Origin of the sequence: Pseudomonas spirodelae (assembly GCF_034653255.1) — a bacterium.
GTDB classification, from domain to species: Bacteria; Pseudomonadota; Gammaproteobacteria; order Pseudomonadales; family Pseudomonadaceae; genus Aquipseudomonas; species Aquipseudomonas spirodelae.
The window spans coordinates 223,160-239,929 of the sequence record NZ_JAYEET010000001.1; the positions used below are offsets into that span (position 1 = coordinate 223,160).

Here is a 16,770-nt window from a genome sequence, read left to right on the forward strand (position 1 = left end):
GCGCCGGTTCTCGGCGCAGCGTTGTTTCAGGTTACCCATGTCTGAGTCCGCTGCACGCGCCCGCACACTGTTGCTGATAGGCGCTTTTGCCATTATTTACCTGGGCTGGGGCACTACCTACCTGGCCAACCACTTCCTGCTGCTGGAACTGCCACCGTTCGTCATCGGCAGCCTGCGCTTCTCCCTGGCCGGGCTATTGGCCCTGGCGTGGGTAATTCTCAGCGGCCAGCTGCGTATTCAGCGCAGCGATTGGGGCGGCGTACTGCTGGGGGGCTTAAGCCTAATTACAGTCGGCCAAGGCGCCTTGATCTACGCCAACCAGTATTTGCCGACCGGCATGCTCGCCATGCTCTACACCACGCTGCCACTCTGGAGTGTGGCGCTGGAATGGCTGCTCGGGGAGCGCCCACCGCTGTGGGTGATGTGCGGCCTGGCGCTGGCCTGCAGTGGCATCGTGCTGCTGATGAATAACGGCCTGGGCCAGAGCGCCTCAACCGAGCAGTGGTTAGCCGGTCTGCTGGTGGTCGGTGCCACGCTGCTGTGGGCCTGCGGCGCCTGGCTATTGCGCCAGCGCCCGCCATTTCGCTCCAGCTGGCTGGGGCTGAGCCTGCAAATGCTGATCGGCGCACTGCTGCTGGGTTTATTCGGCCTTTGGCACGGTGACTGGCAAAGCCTCGACCTGCATAGCCTGAGTGCTAACGCCTGGCTCTGGCTGGCATACCTGGTACTGCCAGTGAGCCTGGGCGTGTACCCAGCCTATTTCTGGTTACTGCGCGAAGTGCGCCCCAGCCTGGTATCGACCTTTGCCTTTGTGAATCCCGTCGTCGCCCTGCTGCTGGGTTACCTGCTATTGGACGAGCACCTCAGCCTGTTAGCCATGCTCGCCTGCGGCATTACCCTGGGCGGCGTGGTACTGATTATTTTCGGCCGCCGCTGAACAGCATTTTGTGGGAGGGGCTGGGCGGCACTCCGCTTTAGCCGCGAACAAAGCAGGCGCCTTGTCGCGGCTAAAGCCCCTCCCACACCCAGCCAATCAGACCTGCAGCAATCGATCGCGCAGCTTCTGGATCTCATCACGCAGCTGCGCGGCGGCTTCAAATTCGAGGTCGCGCGCCAGGGCATACATTTTCTCTTCAAGCTGGCGAATGCGTTTAGTGATCTCGCTCGGCGAACGCAGCTCGTTCTCGTAACGCGCACTTTCTTCCGCCGCCTGGGCCATGCCTTTGCGCTTCTTGCTACGCGCACCGGGCACAACAGCGCCTTCAAGAATGTCCTTAACGTCCTTGAACACGCCCTTTGGGGTGATGCCATTGGCTTCGTTGAAGGCAATCTGCTTGTCGCGCCGACGCTCGGTTTCACCAATCGCCCGCTCCATCGACCCGGTCATGCGGTCGGCATACAAAATCGCCCGACCATTGAGGTTACGCGCGGCGCGACCAATGGTCTGGATCAACGAGCGCTCAGAGCGCAGGAAGCCCTCTTTATCGGCATCGAGAATCGCCACCAGCGAGACTTCCGGCATATCCAGGCCTTCACGCAGCAGGTTGATCCCCACCAACACGTCAAACGCACCGATACGCAGGTCACGGATAATCTCCACCCGCTCCACGGTATCGATATCCGAGTGCAGATAGCGCACCTTAACGCCATGGTCGGCCAGGTAATCGGTCAAATCCTCGGCCATGCGTTTGGTCAGGGTGGTGACCAGAACACGCTCCTCAATCGCCACGCGCTTATGGATTTCCGAAAGCAGGTCATCGACCTGGGTCAGCGCCGGACGCACCTCGATCTGCGGGTCGACCAAGCCAGTTGGCCTTACCACTTGCTCGATCACCCGCCCTGCGTGCTCGGCCTCATAGTTACCCGGCGTGGCCGAGACGAAGATGGTCTGCGGGCTGGCCGCTTCCCACTCTTCAAACTTCATTGGTCGGTTGTCCAGCGCTGAGGGCAGACGGAAGCCGTACTCGACCAGGGTTTCTTTACGCGAACGGTCGCCCTTGTACATGGCGCCGACCTGCGGCACCGAAACGTGGGATTCGTCGATCACTAGCAGCGCTTCGTCCGGCAGGTAGTCGTACAAGGTCGGCGGTGGCTGACCGGAGTCGCGCCCGGAGAGGTAGCGCGAGTAGTTTTCGATGCCGTTGCAGTAACCCAGCTCGACGATCATCTCCAGATCGAAGCGGGTGCGCTGCTCCAGGCGCTGCGCCTCCACCAGCTTATTGTTACTGCGCAGGTATTCCAGGCGCTCGACCAGCTCGACCTTGATCTTCTCCACGGCCTCCAGCAACACGTCACGCGGGGTGACGTAATGGCTCTTGGGGTAGAAGGTAAAGCGCGGCAACTTGCGGATGACTTCGCCGGTCAGCGGGTCGAAAGAGGAGATGCTCTCCACTTCATCATCAAACAGCTCGATGCGCACGGCCTCCAGATCGGATTCCGCCGGGAAGATATCGATCACATCGCCGCGCACGCGGAAAGTCGAACGGGCGAAATCCATGTCATTGCGGGTGTATTGCAGATCAGCCAAGCGTCGCAGCAAGGCGCGCTGATCCATTTTGTCGCCGCGATCAACATGCAGCACCATTTTCAAATACGACTCAGGGCTGCCCAGCCCGTAGATGCACGACACCGTGGTGACGATGATGGCGTCTGGCCGTTCCAATAGCGCTTTGGTCGCCGACAAACGCATTTGCTCGATATGGTCGTTGATCGAGGCGTCCTTCTCGATAAAGGTATCGGAGGACGGCACATAGGCTTCTGGCTGGTAGTAGTCGTAGTAGGAAACGAAATACTCCACCGCATTGTTCGGGAAGAAGCTCTTGAACTCGCCATACAGCTGCGCGGCCAGGGTCTTGTTCGGCGCCAGGACCAGGGTCGGGCGCTGAATCTGCGCGATCACGTTGGCGATGGAAAAGGTCTTGCCCGAGCCGGTTACGCCGAGCAGTGTCTGATGCGAAAGCCCCGCCTCCAGGCCCTCAACCATCTGCCGAATCGCCTCCGGCTGATCGCCGGCCGGCTGAAAACGGGTGACTAATTGAAACTCGGACATGACTGACCTCGGCAAGTGACTGTGACGCGATCTGAAAGCCTACGTCATAACACTGAAATGCATGCGCGCGCTGTCGCGACACGCGTTATGGGCCGGTATACTACCGGGCCACTTACGCAACCCCTAGTGCCAGTCGTAGCGGGGTGTTGCTTAATACTTACCTTCCTCTTCGAGTTGCCGCATCCCATGAGCCTGTTCTCTGCCGTCGAAATGGCGCCGCGCGACCCAATCCTGGGCCTCAACGAAGCATTCAACGCTGACCCTCGTACCACCAAGGTCAACCTGGGCGTCGGTGTTTACACCACCGAAGAAGGGCGCATCCCGCTGCTCCGTGCAGTGGCCGAAGCGGAAACCATCCTGACCGCAGCCCATGCGCCCCGTGGTTATCTGCCGATCGAAGGCATTGCCGCCTATGACCAAGCCGTGCAAACCATGCTGTTCGGCAAGGGCTCGCCACTGCTTGAACAAGGCCGCGTGATCACCACCCAGGCCATTGGCGGTACAGGCGCACTGAAAGTCGGTGCCGACTTCCTCAAGCGCTTGCTGCCTGACGCCACCGTCGCCATCAGCGACCCAAGCTGGGAAAACCACCGCGCGCTGTTTGAGTCCGCCGGTTTCCCGGTGCGCAACTACCGCTATTACGACGCCTTCAGCAACGGCGTTAACCGCGGCGGCCTGCTCGAAGACCTGAAAAACCTGCCTGTGCGCTCCATCGTCGTGCTGCATGCCTGCTGCCACAACCCGACGGGCGTAGACCTGACCCTGGACGACTGGAAAGCCGTGCTGGAGATTCTGCGCGAGCGCGAGCATGTGCCCTTCCTCGACATCGCCTATCAAGGTTTTGGCGATGGCATTGAGCAAGACGCCGAAGCTGTGCGCCTGTTTGCTGAGTCCGACCTGACCTTCTTCGTCTCCAGCTCGTTCTCCAAGTCGTTCTCCCTGTATGGCGAACGCGTGGGCGCGCTGTCCATCGTGACCGGCTCGCAAGAAGAAACCGGGCGCGTGCTGTCGCAGGTCAAGCGCGTGATCCGCACCAACTACTCCAACCCGCCGACTCACGGCGCCAGCGTAGTGGCCACTGTGCTCAATAGCCCAGAATTGCGCGCCATGTGGGAAGCCGAGCTGGGTGAAATGCGCGAGCGTATTCGCGGCATGCGCATGGCCATGGTCGAGCAGCTGGCGGCGCTAGGCGCTAAACGCGACTTCAGCTTTGTGGCACAACAGCGCGGCATGTTCTCTTACTCCGGCCTGACGACCGAACAAGTCGAGCGCCTGCGCAACGAGTTCGGCATCTACGCTGTGGGCACCGGACGCATCTGCGTGGCGGCACTCAACCAGCGCAATCTGCCTGCCGTGACCCAAGCCATCGCCGCCGTCCTATAAATTCAAAGGGGAAGTCATCAAGGGCTTGACTTCCCCTTTTGAATCAGTAGGATACGCGCCATCGTTCCGCGATAGCTCAGTCGGTAGAGCAAATGACTGTTAATCATTGGGTCCCTGGTTCGAGTCCAGGTCGCGGAGCCAGTTGTTCATCGGGGTATAGCGCAGTCCGGTAGCGCGCCTGCTTTGGGAGCAGGATGTCGGGAGTTCGAATCCCCCTACCCCGACCATTTTTGGGTCGCGATACAAACTAAAAGCATCATTGGTACTTAACCAATTGCTGATAGGTTTGAATCAAGCACCACGCAGCATTTCAAGCACGCTTGAAAACAAAAACCCGCCTAGTGCGGGTTTTTTATTGCTTGCCATCCACGGATAACCATCCCTCAGGCCGTCGCCAGGCTACGTTGAAAACTGTTGTTGATTGGCCCGCCAATGACGGCATCGGCAGCCAACCGAACCAATTACCAAAAGCTATTAAATCCATTCATACACAACATTTCTCCAATCAACCCTGAGCAACTAGGCTAGACCTCAATAAAGAGTAATTCTCAATTGAGGTGCAGCATGCTTAAGACTCTAACCTTCACCCTGATGCACTTTTGCATTGCCTTCGCCGTAACTTACGCCCTGACCGGCAGCATCGCCGCCAGCGGTCTGGTGGCCGCCATCGAGCCGCTGTGCAACTCAGTGGGCTTCTACTTCCACGAGAAAGTCTGGCAGCGCATTGAAGGCCGTTCAGTGGCGAACGATGCACGGCCGAAACATGCCTGGTTGCATCACCAAGCCTGAGTGATTAATGCCGGCATAAAACAACTGAGCCACGCACAAAAACAGCCCGCCAAGTGCAGGGGCAATCCGCTACTATGCGCGGCTCAGCCACCACACGCGCCCGCTCATGCCCGCCACTTCCCGCTTTCCTGCAGCGCCTTACCTGTTTGCCTGCCTCCTCGGTCTGCTAGCACTTTTCGGCCTGTGGTTTGGCATTGGCCAATCGCTTGAGTTGGCCGATGCCGCGACCCCGACGCACAAGCTGCAATGTGCGTCCTACACGCCGTTCGACAAAGATCAGTCGCCCTTCGATCAGCCCATCCAATTGCGCCCCGAGCGCATGGACGCAGACCTGGCAATACTGGCCAAGCGCTTTGAGTGCCTGCGCACCTACTCGGTGACCGGCCTGGAAGACTTGCCGAATATGGCGCGCAAGCATGGCTTGAAATTGATCGTCGGCGCCTGGGTCAGCCGCAACCCCGCCGACACCGCCGTTGAAATCGCCAACCTGGTCAAAGTCGCCAACGCACACCCGGATGTTGTCCAGGCGGTGATCGTCGGTAACGAGGCCTTGCTGCGTAAGGAAGTCACACCCGAACAACTGGTGGCGCTGATTGAGCAGGTCAAGGCACAGATCAAGCAACCCGTGACCTACGCCGATGTCTGGGAGTTCTGGCTCAAGCACCCGCAAGTCGCACCGGCGGTGGACTTCATCACCATCCACTTGCTGCCCTACTGGGAAGACAACCCCGCGGGCATCGAAACCGCCCTGCATGAAGTCGCCGAGGTGCGTCAGACGTTTGGTAAAGCCTATGCGCCGAAGGACATTCTGATCGGCGAAACCGGCTGGCCCAGTGAAGGCCGTCAGCGCGAAACCGCCGTACCGAGCCGGGTCAACCAGGCGAAATTCATTCGCGGCTTCGTCGCCATGGCCGAACAAAACGGCTGGCACTACAACCTGATCGAAGCCTTCGACCAACCGTGGAAACGCATCAGCGAAGGCGCCGTGGGCGGTTACTGGGGCCTGTATGACGCCGACCGGCAGGACAAATCGATCCTCGCCGGGCCCGTTTCCAATCTGCCGCACTGGCCGGCCTGGTTGGCGCTGAGCCTGGGCCTGTTTGCCACCACGCTGCTGCTTGCCGGCCGCCCACACTCACCCCGCGCTGCACTGCTGTTACCGCTGCTAGCGGCGCTGGGCGCGGCCTGTATCGGGTTGTTTGCTGAGTTAGCGCTAGTGACCAGTCGCTACCTCGGCGAATGGCTCTGGGCCGCCGCACTGATCGTGCTGAACCTGCTGGTACTGAGCCACGCAGCGCTGTTGCTGGGTCGCCATGATGGCTGGCGCGCTCGCCTGCTCCATTGGCTGCACAGCCGTGGCGCACTTTGGCTGGCGCTGAGCGGCTTTGCCGGCGCGGTGATGATGCTGGCGCTCGTGGTGGATGCTCGCTACCGCAGCCTCCCCAGCGCCGCACTCTTGCTGCCGGCACTGGTCTATCTATTCCGGCCGGTGGCCGGTTATCGCCGCGAAGTAGCCCTGCTGGCCCTGCTGATCGGCGCGGGCATTGCACCGCAGTTGTATCAGGAAACCCTGAGCAACTGGCAAGCCCTGGGTTGGGCCATGACTTGCGCGTTGCTGGTCGCCGCGCTCTGGCGCAGCCTGCGGGCCAAACCACAAACCGCCTGATCAGGCGGTTTGTGGCGCGCGCACCCAGCGCAGTAGCGCCAGCACCACTGCAAATACCGCAAGGCTCGCGCTGTACAGCACCAGCGCCGGCAGAGCGAGCAGCAATGCAGGCACTGCCAGGCGCTTACCCCAGGCACCTGGCAGCACAAATGCCAACACGGCACACACCAACGAAGCCCAGGCCAATACCCCGAAGTGGATCAACCAGCCAAGGCTTGCGCGCACCTGGCAAGCCAACTGCTGCGGGGCATCGACGCATAGACCGACCCACTGCGCGCCTTCCATCAACTGATAACGCAGCGCAACGCTCAGCGCCAAACACAGCGCGGCCGCGATCAACAGAGCCGTACTGGACAGGTAACGGGACATAAGCAAACCAGGCAGATAAGAAGGGCGCGTAGGATAAGCTGAGGCGGCAGCGATAACACGCTCAAGATCGCCTATTTAAGGTCGCTGCGGCTAAAATCCAGCCATGCTTATACGCCGCCTAATACTGCTCACCGCCAGCCTACTCGGCCTTTGGATGCTGTGGGTCATTCTGCTGCCCACGCCCAGCAACCTGCCAGCAAGCACATCAGTGAGCAACGGCAGCTGGCGCGTGGCCGAATACACCGTCAGCGCCCTGCAAAGCTTCCAGCTGGAAGCACGCATTCTGGCCCGCGAAGACTATTACCTCGACCGTGGTGCCAAGCTGTCGCCGACCGACCTGGCGCTTGGCTGGGGGCCGATGGCCGACCCCGAGGTCGTGCGCCATATCAGTATCAGTCAGCGCAACCGCTGGTACTTTTGGCGCGCTGAGCAACTGCCCATTGCGCGCCGTCAAATCGAGACGCACAGCGCCAACATGCACCTGATCCCCGCCACCCCCGAAGTGGCCAAAACCCTGGCACAGCTCAAAGAGGGCCAGCAGATTCGCCTGGCGGGCCAACTGGTGCGCGTTGATGGTGACGACGGTTATCGCTGGGTCAGCTCGCTCAGCCGTGAGGACACCGGCGACGGTGCTTGCGAACTGATCTGGGTCGAACAGCTGGCTGTACTACCCTGATCATCCCGGCGCTCAACAAAGCGGCGCCTAGCTGAGGATGAAGCGTCTATAACTAAACGGCACTTGGTCGGGCTTATGTGGTCAAATCGATCCGCATTGCACTGCGACACCAGCAACAGCCCTCGCTCTCAAGAGATTTAGCCATGCCGTATTTCCTTCGCCTGCTTGCCCTTCTCGGCTGCCTGGCTCTGGTCACTAGCGCCAGCGCCGCCGACATCGACGCTGACAGCTATGGCTACCCCATCAGCAACGCCTTTGAAGCCACCCTGGTAACAACCCCGCCAGAACTACGCCCAAAGCTGCCGACAGATGCCGATATCAACCAGCGTGATTACCAGATCAAACTGCGCCCGGGGCGTGAATTTGAGCTGCCGGAAAACTTCTGGCCCGTCACCAAAATGCGCTACCGCCTGGCCAAGCAACGTGGCGAGGCACCACTGATCTTTATCATCGCCGGCACCGGCGCGCATTACGCCAGCAGCACCCCGGAGTACCTGAAGAAGCTGTTCTACGGCGCCGGTTATCACGTGGTGCAACTGTCATCGCCCACCAGCTATGACTTTATGTCCTCAGCCTCGCGCTTTGCCACACCGGGCATTACCCGTGACGATGCAGACGATCTGTACCGCGCCATGCAGGCAGTTCGCGCTCAGCATCCGCGGCTGAAAGTCAGCGCGTTTCACCTCACCGGCTACAGCCTGGGCGCCTTGCAGGCGGCGTTTGTCAGCGAACTGGATGAAACCCGTCGCAGCTTCAACTTCAAGCGCGTTTTGCTACTCAACCCGCCGGTCAACCTCTACACCTCGGTGACCAACCTCGACCGCATGGTGCAAACCAAGGTTAAAGGGATCGACAGCAGCACCACCTTCTACGAATTGGTACTGGGCAAGCTGACCCACTATTTCCAGGACAAGGGCTACGTTGATATCAACGACGCCCTGCTCTATGACTTCCAGAACTCCAAGGAGAAACTCAGCGACGAGCAGATGGCCATGCTGATCGGTGCGGCGTTTCGCTTCTCCTCCGCCGACATTGCCTTTACCTCAGACCTGATCAACCGCCGCGGCCTGATCACCCCGATCAACTATCCAATCACCGAAAACACCAGCCTGAGCCCGTTCTTCAAGAATGCGCTGAAGTGTGACTTTGATTGCTACCTGACCGAACAAGTGATCCCGATGTGGCGGGCCCGCTACGACGGCGGCAGCCTGGCGCAACTGATCGACCAGGTCAGCCTATATGCCGTGGCTGACTACCTGAAAAACAGCAGCAAAATTGCCGTCATGCATAACGCCGATGACGTCATTCTCGGCCCTGGCGACCTGGGCTTTCTACGCCGCACAATGGGCGAACGCCTGACTGTTTATCCGCTGGGTGGCCATTGCGGCAACCTCAACTACCGCGTCAACAGCGACGCCATGCTGGAGTTTTTCCGTGGCTAAGCCTATTTCCCTTGCCGTGTTTTTTAGCCTGCTGCTGGCCAGCAACCTGGCCTGCGCAGAGCACACGACCGACGACGACGGCTTCAAGCAGCCGATGCAGCACCTGCAATTTAACCCAGGCCTAGACCAGCGTGAATTCGAGCGCTCAACCCTCAGCGCATTGAATGTTTATGACCCATTAGAGTCGTGGAACCGCCGCGTTTACCACTTCAACTACCGCTTCGATGAATGGGTATTTCTGCCGATTGTCGATGGTTACCGCTACATCACGCCCACGCTGGTGCAAACCGGCGTCAGCAACTTCTTCAGTAACCTGGGGGATGTACCCAACCTGCTCAACAGTGCGCTGCAGTTCAAAGGCAAACGCACCCTGCAAACCACCGCACGCCTACTGTTCAACACCACCATTGGTGTCGCCGGCCTGTGGGACCCGGCCACGCTGATGGGCCTGCCCAAGCAGAAAGAAGACTTTGGCCAGACCCTCGGCTATTACGGCACCCCAGCGGGGCCTTACCTGATTCTGCCGCTACTGGGCCCATCCAACCTGCGCGATACCGGCGGCTTGGTTGCTGACTTTGCGGCGAAAAGCCAGGTTAACTGGCTGAATGTCGCCGAGGTCAGCACTAGCCATCCGGAAATCACGCTACTGGAGGTCGTAGACCAACGCTCAACGGTGAACTTCCGCTACGGCCAGCTCAACTCGCCATTTGAGTACGAGAAAATTCGCTTCTTCTATCACGAGTCGCGCAAGCTGCAGATTGCCGAGTAGCTTGACCCAAGGGCCGCCCCAAGGTTTTAACCTGATGCGGCCTAGCACTACTGGAGAACAAGGGTCATGCGCGTCGCCCAACTGGCAAAAGCTGCGGCAGTCAGCAGTGAGACCGTACGCCACTACACCGACCTTGGTCTGCTCAGGCCCACACGCAACCCGGATAACCGCTACCAGCAGTATTCCAATGCGGACCTGCAACGCCTGCGTTTTATCGCCCGCGCCCGCCGCCTGGGTTTTAGCCTGAAAGACACGCAACAAATCATCAGCAGCGCCGATAACGGCCACGCACCGTGCGCCGAGGTGCGCGACTTATTACACGAACGCTTAGCTGCGTTGCAGGCGCATATCGAGGAATGCCAACGCCTGGCGCTGGTGATGCAAAACGCCTTCAACGACTGGGCCGACAAGAACGATTGCGCCCCTGACGGTCAAGCCATTTGCCGTTTGATCGAAGACTTCGAACCGCAGATCGAGCGCCGCCCAGCGACACCCTGCCCCGCCCACTAACCAAGCTGCCTGAGATCTCGCAAGCTAGAGTCCTGCAAGGCGCTACGTTAGTAACAGCCTCCGGCTGGTCAAAACAAGCGAGGACGCGGAGTGTACTTTTGTACATGAGCATTCCGAGCTTGTTTTTAACGCAGTAGGGCCGACGCGCAGCAGATCGTAACCCTAGTTACTGCGCGTAGCGGCGATTCAGGCCAGGCGGTACACCGCTGCTGTCAGTCGGTAACCAAGGCCCTTGCGGATTAGTGGCCCAACTCCAGCCAGCATTCCAGCGGTAATAGGTGCGCTCACGGTAGTACAGATGAGAAGCGCCACCGACCACATACACCCCCAGCCGTGCATCCCACTGACTGGCCACCCCGGGTGGCGGGGCAAAGCGTGGGTGGTTGCTGCTGCCACTCGGGTACGTCACCGGCGCTGTGCTGAGCGGCGCCTGCACGCAGGCGCCGAGGCTCAGCACGCTTACAAGTACAACACCACGCCATAGCGGACTCATGGCGCCTTACTGTCTGCGCTGTCGATCAGCAGTTGTTGTGGCTCAGTGGTCTTGCTGGCCAGCGGCAGGCTGCTGCCGACCCACTCACCGGCCGTGGCATTGCCACTGCGAGAAATACGCGCCACCAGCTGCACCTGCTCGAAGCCAGAGATCTTCAACTGCGGCATCATCGCGTCGCTGTCCGACAAGCGCACTTCAGCGGGCAGGTCAGCCACGGTCAGACGCTTGACCGCCAGCGGCATCGGTGGCCCGGAAACCGCGCGGGCGAAGATAAATACCGCATCGCCCGGTTGCACCTTGGCCTGCAAGTCGTCGGCGAGCGCCACCTGTACCGTCAGGCCAGGGCCGGCACTAACTGCCGCCTCTTCAACGGGCTCACCAAGCTGCTCGCGGGCGCGGTCTATCCCGCCCTGAATCGCCTGACGTGAAGGGTCTTCAGCCGGCAGAACCGCCACCAGCTGCTGCCAGTGACCAATCGCCTGCTTGAACTGCCCGCTCTCATAGGCGGCAATACCCAATAGGCCAAGGCTGGTGACTTCCGCCGGATCGGCTTTAAGCGCCTCGTCGGTCAGTGCCTGCAACTGCGGCGTCCATTGTTTGCCACCGGCAAAATAAAGCGCCTGCGCCCATTGCCCGAGCAGCTCAGGCGCACGCCCGGCTACTTCAATGGCACGTTCAAAAGCCTGGGCAGCATCAGCCGCACGCTCCTGAGCCATGTAGGTGCGACCCAGGAAGTACCAGCTTTCGGCTGACTTGGGATCACTTTTTACTGCAGCTTCCAAGCGCGCAGTCATTTCCTCAATGGTCTTTGGCTGATCAGCAAAGGTGCGGGCACGCTCGACATCATCGATAGCCCCCCAATGCTGATACAGGCCATACCCCAGCAAGGGCATCAGCAAGGCAAACACCAGTGGGACTTTAATGCCCAGTGTGCGCTGCGGCGGCAGCGCCTGCGCACCTTCGGTATCGGCCAGCAACTCACGGGCTGCCTCATCACGACCAGCGGCAAGCTGCTCAGCGTTCAACGCGCCAGCAGCATTCTGCGCCTGCAGGTCCTGCAAGCGCTCTTGGTACAGGGTCACATTGAGGGCGGTGCGGTCTTCTTCAGCCTGGAGCTTGCGCCCACGCAGCACGGGAATCAGTACAAATGCCAGGGCTGTCAGCAACAGCAGGCCGGCGCATAACCAAAATTCAATCATCAGTCTTTTTATCCACAGGCGGTTGATTGGCGGGCTGTTGGCTGAGCAACGTCGCCAGACGCTGCTGCTCGTCCGCAGACAGGCCGCTGGCGACACCACCCGACTTAATACGACGACGCAACAGGATGACCCCAAGCAAAGCGAAACCACCGATCAGCAGACCGGCCGGGCCGTACCACAGCAAAAGGGTGCGCGTGGTTACCGGCGGTTTGTAGAGCACGAAATCGCCATAGCGGCTGACCAGATAATCGATGATCTGCTGGTTGCTCTGCCCCTCCTCCAACATGCGGAAGATCTGCGCACGCAAGTCCATGGCAATCGGTGCATCGGAGTCGGCGATGTTCTGGTTCTGGCACTTAGGGCAACGCAACTCTTGCACCAGGTTGCGATAACGCTGGCGCTCGGCCTCAGTGGCGAACTCGTAAGTATCGATAGCGGCCTGAGCGGTACCTAACAGAGCCAGACCCAGCACGGCGGCGGTGAGTAAACGCCTCATGGCTGGGCCTCATCGACCAATTCTTGATAAAGCGGCGCCAGCTGCTCACGCCAAACACGCTCATCGATCACGCCAACAAACTTGTGGCGGATGATGCCGGCCTTGTCGATCAGGAAGGTCTCAGGCGCGCCATACACGCCCAGGTCCAGCCCTAGAGTGCCTCGGGCGTCGTTGATATTCAGCTGATAGGGGTCATGGAACTCCACCAACCACTTTTGCGCGGCGGCATTGTCGTCCTTGTAGTTGACCCCATAAATGTTCACGCCCAGCTTGGCCAACTTGTTCAGCACCGGGTGTTCGACCCGGCAAGCCACACACCAGGTGGCCCAAACATTGACCAGCGCAGGCTTACCCTTGAGATCGGCCTCGCTAAGCAACTTACCGTCCTGCACGGCCGGCAGGGAGAACGCCGGCAGGGGCTTGCCGATCAGCGCCGATGGCAGCTCAGACGGATCGAGGAACAGCCCGCGGTAGAGAAACACCGCCACACCGAGAAAAAGCGCCAGGGGCAAGAGCAGCAACAAACGCTTCATGCCTGCGCCCCCGCCATACCCAGCGCTTCACGCACGCGGGTGCGCACCTTCATCCGGTAGCGTTTGTCGGAGGCTGAAAGGAAGCCACCAAAGCCCATCAGCAGCGCGCCGAACCAGATCCAGCGCACAAACGGCTTGATGTGCACGCGCACTGCCCAGGCGCCATTCTCCAACGGTTCACCCAGGGCGACGAACAGGTCTCGGGTGATCCCGGCGTCAATGCCGGCTTCGGTCATCACCGATTGCTGCACGGTGTACAAGCGCTTCTCAGGGTGCAGCACGGCAATCTGCTTGCCGTCTTCGAGGATGCGCACAGTGCCTTTATCCGAGGTGAAGTTCGGCCCTTCAAAGTGCTCGGCACCTTCGAAAGTGAACTGATAACCGCCAATCTCCACTGACTCACCCGGAGCCATGCGCATATCACGCTCGAAACTGCCGACACTGGTCAGCACCACGCCCAACGCACAGATCGCCATGCCCAGGTGCGCCGTCTGCATGCCCCAATAACTGCGGGTCAGGCTCGGCAAACCTTTGAGCAAGCCCTTGTGCCGGGTTTTCTCAAGAATGTCGCGCACACCGGCCAAAACCACCCAGGCAGCCAGCAGCCAGACCCCGAGCACCGCCCAGTTAAAGTCACCCACCAGGAAGGTGGCGATAACCGCCAGCACCACGCTGCCGATCAGTACCGGCGCGAGCATGTTCAGCAACCATTTAACTGGCGTGTCTTTCCAGCGCACCAGCACACCGACCGCAATCATCGCCATCAACAGGCCCATCAACGGCACGAACAGCGCGTTGAAGTACGGCGGACCAACCGACAGCTTGGCGCCGGTCATGGCGTCCAGCACCAACGGGTACAGGGTGCCGAGCAGAATCATCGCCGCGGACACTACCAGAATCAGGTTATTCACCAGCAGCAGGGTTTCCCGCGACCACAGGGCGAAGCCGACCTGGCTCTTGACCACCGGCGCACGGATTGCAAACAGCGCCAGCGAGCTGCCTACCACGATCAACAGGAATGCCAGGATAAACACGCCGCGCTCAGGGTCGCTGGCGAAGGCATGCACCGAGGTCAGCACCCCGGAACGCACCAGGAAGGTCCCCAGCAAGCTGAGGGAGAAGGCGGCGATGGCCAGCAGCACGGTCCAGCTCTTGAACACGCCGCGCTTTTCCGTGACCGCCAGGGAGTGAATCAGCGCGGTGCCGACCAACCAGGGCATAAAGGAGGCGTTTTCCACCGGGTCCCAGAACCACCAGCCGCCCCAGCCAAGTTCGTAGTAGGCCCACCACGAGCCCAGAGCAATACCAATGCCGAGGAAGGCCCAGGCAACGATGGTCCACGGCCGCGACCAGCGCGCCCAGGCCGCATCCAGCTTGCCGCCGAGCAAGGCGGCGATGGCGAAAGCGAAGGCGACAGAGAAGCCGACATAGCCCATGTAGAGCATCGGCGGATGCACGATCAGACCAAAATCCTGCAACAGCGGATTGAGATCACGGCCATTGGTCGGGGTATCAAACAGCAAGCGCGCGAACGGGTTGGACGTCACGATCAGAAACAACAGAAAGCCGATGCTGATGATGCCCATGACCCCAAGCACGCGCGCGAGCATTTCTTCCGGTAGCTGGCGCGAGAAGATCGACACGGCAAAAGTCCAGCCGGCGAGAATCAAGCCCCAGAGCAACAGCGAACCTTCGTGGGCACCCCACACGGCGCTGAATTTGTAATACCAGGGCAGCGCGCTGTTGGAGTTGTTGGCCACATAGGCGACGGTAAAGTCGTCGACCATAAAGGCGTAGGTCAGGCAGATAAAGGAAAACAGCAGGAAGGCAAACTGACCCCAGGCGGCCGGTGCCGCCAGGCTCATCCACTGACGGTCGCCCCGCCAGGCGCCAATCATTGGTAATGTCGCCTGCACCAGCGCCATGCACAGCGCCAGAATCATTGCCAAATGGCCGAGTTCGGGGATCATTGCGCCGCCTCCAGTCGGGACGCCTGCTTGGCCGCTTGGGCCGCGTCGTGTTTCTGCTTCATCCCGCTTTGCTCCAACGCCTGCATGACTTCCGGCGGCATGTAGTTTTCATCGTGTTTGGCCAGCACTTCATCGGCAATTAACACATTGCTGGCGTCGAGCTTGCCCATGGCGACAATGCCCTGCCCCTCACGGAACAGGTCCGGGAGAATGCCGCTGTAGCGGATGGTCACGCGCTTGGCGCCGTCGGTCACCACAAAATCAGTTTCCAGCGAATCGCTGGAACGCTTCACGGAGCCCTCTTCGACCAGGCCACCGGCACGAATCCGGGTGTCCTGCGGGGCGTCACCATTGGCAATTTGCGTGGGCGTGTAGAACAGGTTGATGTTCTGCTGCAATGCGCTCAGGGCCAGAGCCACGGCGATGCCTACACCAGCGATGATCGCCAGAACGATAAACAGGCGTTTCTTGCGCAGCGGGTTCACTTCGACTCCTCCCGGCGCAAACGACGCGCCTCGTCTTGCAGATAACGTCGACGTGCCAGGATTGGCAGCGCCACATTCAACCCCAGCACAACCAGGCTGATGGCATAACAGGACCAGACATATGGCCCATGGGTCCCCATGGCGAGAAACTCGCTAAAACTGGCAAAACTCATAGGCCTTTCTCCACCTGCGCCTTCACTTCGGCCTTGGCCCAACTGCTTCGCGCCTCGCGCTTGAGCACCTCCAAACGCATGCGCAGCAGTAACACCGCGCCAAAGAAGCAGTAGAAGCCCAGCACCATGATCAGCAGGGGCATCCACATTTCAAACGGCATACTTGGTTTTTCCACCACGCTGAAGGTGGCGGGCTGATGCAGGGTGTTCCACCACTCCACCGAGTATTTGATGATCGGGATATTCACCACGCCGACAATCGACAGCACCGCACAGGCCTTGGCGGCGCTGTCACGGTTGGTGATGGCGTTGCCCAAGGCGATCACGCCGAAATACAGGAACAATAAAATCAGCATCGAGGTCAGGCGTGCGTCCCAGACCCAGTAGGTGCCCCACGTGGGCTTGCCCCATATCGCGCCAGTCACCAGAGCAATAAAGGTGATCCAGGCACCAATGGGCGCCGCCTGCTGCAGCGCGACATCGGCCAACTTCATTTTCCACACCAAGCCAACGGTGCCGGCGACTGCCAGCATCACGTAGATGGACTGAGCCAGAAAAGCCGCTGGAACATGGATGTAGATGATGCGAAAACTGTTGCCCTGCTGGTAATCCGGCGGTGCAAAGGCCAGGCCCCAGACCAACCCAACCAGCAACAGCAAGACGGCAGCAGCGGCCAGCCAAGGTAGCCAGCGGCTGCTGATTTCATAAAACCATTTGGGCGAGCCGAGTTTGTGAAACCACGTCCAGTTCATCAGGTTACTCATCAGT

Annotated in this window: 18 protein-coding genes and 2 tRNA genes; 10 read left to right on the top strand and 10 right to left on the bottom strand. The window is 60.0% G+C overall.

Annotation, left to right across the window (positions count from 1 at the left end; translation table 11 throughout):
* Positions 1-37: 37 nt before the first annotated feature.
* The gene (locus SOP97_RS01025) at positions 38-937 is read left to right on the top strand and encodes an EamA family transporter (protein ID WP_322947758.1); all 900 of its coding nucleotides are present in this window, start codon (positions 38-40) and stop codon (positions 935-937) included.
* Between the two features lie 96 nt (positions 938-1,033).
* Here SOP97_RS01025 and uvrB read toward each other — a convergent pair whose 3' ends face one another.
* A complete protein-coding gene (uvrB, locus tag SOP97_RS01030; RefSeq protein ID WP_274087889.1) occupies positions 1,034-3,049 on the bottom strand; it encodes an excinuclease ABC subunit UvrB in 2,016 nt (671 codons plus the stop codon).
* Between the two features lie 186 nt (positions 3,050-3,235).
* Here uvrB and SOP97_RS01035 point away from each other — a divergent pair, with 186 nt between their 5' ends.
* From SOP97_RS01035 to SOP97_RS01055, 5 genes are all read left to right on the top strand, one after another.
* Positions 3,236-4,432: an amino acid aminotransferase gene (locus SOP97_RS01035; RefSeq protein ID WP_274087888.1), complete on the top strand. Its 1,197-nt coding sequence runs from the start codon at positions 3,236-3,238 to the stop codon at positions 4,430-4,432.
* 65 nt (positions 4,433-4,497) lie between these two features.
* Positions 4,498-4,573: transfer RNA gene (locus SOP97_RS01040), tRNA-Asn, on the top strand.
* Between the two features lie 9 nt (positions 4,574-4,582).
* Positions 4,583-4,659 (top strand) — tRNA-Pro (locus tag SOP97_RS01045).
* A 337-nt stretch (positions 4,660-4,996) separates the two neighbouring features.
* Entirely contained in the window at positions 4,997-5,221 is a 225-nt protein-coding gene (locus tag SOP97_RS01050; RefSeq protein ID WP_274087887.1) for a DUF2061 domain-containing protein, read from the top strand.
* A gap of 106 nt (positions 5,222-5,327) precedes the next feature.
* Positions 5,328-6,887, top strand: a complete 1,560-nt coding sequence (locus SOP97_RS01055; RefSeq protein WP_274087886.1) for a glycoside hydrolase family 17 protein — start codon at positions 5,328-5,330, stop codon at positions 6,885-6,887.
* Here the strand turns inward: SOP97_RS01055 and SOP97_RS01060 are convergent, their stop codons facing one another.
* Entirely contained in the window at positions 6,888-7,256 is a 369-nt protein-coding gene (locus SOP97_RS01060) for a hypothetical protein (protein WP_274087885.1), read from the bottom strand. It abuts the gene before it with no gap.
* 103 nt (positions 7,257-7,359) lie between these two features.
* Between SOP97_RS01060 and SOP97_RS01065 the strand changes: the two genes are divergently transcribed.
* The 4 genes from SOP97_RS01065 to SOP97_RS01080 all read left to right on the top strand — a co-directional run bounded on the left by SOP97_RS01065 (position 7,360) and on the right by SOP97_RS01080 (position 10,653).
* Complete coding sequence (locus SOP97_RS01065; protein ID WP_274087884.1) at positions 7,360-7,932, top strand: hypothetical protein; 573 nt, start codon at positions 7,360-7,362, stop codon at positions 7,930-7,932.
* Between the two features lie 143 nt (positions 7,933-8,075).
* Positions 8,076-9,374: a serine/threonine protein kinase gene (locus SOP97_RS01070; RefSeq protein ID WP_274087883.1), complete on the top strand. Its 1,299-nt coding sequence runs from the start codon at positions 8,076-8,078 to the stop codon at positions 9,372-9,374.
* Between the two features lie 16 nt (positions 9,375-9,390).
* Positions 9,391-10,143 carry an MlaA family lipoprotein gene (locus SOP97_RS01075; protein WP_274088004.1) on the top strand — a complete coding sequence of 251 codons (753 nt, stop codon included), beginning with the start codon at positions 9,391-9,393 and terminating at the stop codon, positions 10,141-10,143.
* A gap of 66 nt (positions 10,144-10,209) precedes the next feature.
* A complete protein-coding gene (locus tag SOP97_RS01080; protein ID WP_274087882.1) occupies positions 10,210-10,653 on the top strand; it encodes a MerR family DNA-binding protein in 444 nt (147 codons plus the stop codon).
* A gap of 166 nt (positions 10,654-10,819) precedes the next feature.
* Here SOP97_RS01080 and SOP97_RS01085 read toward each other — a convergent pair whose 3' ends face one another.
* Genes SOP97_RS01085 through SOP97_RS01120 form a run of 8 tightly spaced genes read right to left on the bottom strand, consistent with a single transcriptional unit; the run spans position 10,820 to position 16,757 of the window.
* The gene (locus SOP97_RS01085) at positions 10,820-11,146 is read right to left on the bottom strand and encodes a hypothetical protein (protein WP_322947761.1); all 327 of its coding nucleotides are present in this window, start codon (positions 11,144-11,146) and stop codon (positions 10,820-10,822) included.
* On the bottom strand, positions 11,143-12,345 hold the full coding sequence (ccmI, locus tag SOP97_RS01090; RefSeq protein ID WP_274087880.1) for a c-type cytochrome biogenesis protein CcmI: 1,203 nt from the start codon (positions 12,343-12,345) through the stop codon (positions 11,143-11,145). Before ccmI ends, SOP97_RS01085 begins: the two co-directional genes overlap by 4 nt.
* Positions 12,338-12,841, bottom strand: a complete 504-nt coding sequence (locus SOP97_RS01095) for a cytochrome c-type biogenesis protein (protein ID WP_274087879.1) — start codon at positions 12,839-12,841, stop codon at positions 12,338-12,340. Before SOP97_RS01095 ends, ccmI begins: the two co-directional genes overlap by 8 nt.
* A complete protein-coding gene (locus tag SOP97_RS01100; RefSeq protein WP_274087878.1) occupies positions 12,838-13,374 on the bottom strand; it encodes a DsbE family thiol:disulfide interchange protein in 537 nt (178 codons plus the stop codon). Before SOP97_RS01100 ends, SOP97_RS01095 begins: the two co-directional genes overlap by 4 nt.
* Positions 13,371-15,344, bottom strand: a complete 1,974-nt coding sequence (locus SOP97_RS01105; protein WP_322947763.1) for a heme lyase CcmF/NrfE family subunit — start codon at positions 15,342-15,344, stop codon at positions 13,371-13,373. Before SOP97_RS01105 ends, SOP97_RS01100 begins: the two co-directional genes overlap by 4 nt.
* A complete protein-coding gene (gene ccmE / locus SOP97_RS01110) occupies positions 15,341-15,829 on the bottom strand; it encodes a cytochrome c maturation protein CcmE (RefSeq protein WP_274087876.1) in 489 nt (162 codons plus the stop codon). Before ccmE ends, SOP97_RS01105 begins: the two co-directional genes overlap by 4 nt.
* Positions 15,826-16,002 carry a heme exporter protein CcmD gene (gene ccmD, locus SOP97_RS01115; RefSeq protein ID WP_274087875.1) on the bottom strand — a complete coding sequence of 59 codons (177 nt, stop codon included), beginning with the start codon at positions 16,000-16,002 and terminating at the stop codon, positions 15,826-15,828. Before ccmD ends, ccmE begins: the two co-directional genes overlap by 4 nt.
* Positions 15,999-16,757: a heme ABC transporter permease gene (locus tag SOP97_RS01120; protein WP_274088003.1), complete on the bottom strand. Its 759-nt coding sequence runs from the start codon at positions 16,755-16,757 to the stop codon at positions 15,999-16,001. Before SOP97_RS01120 ends, ccmD begins: the two co-directional genes overlap by 4 nt.
* Positions 16,758-16,770: the final 13 nt, after the last annotated feature.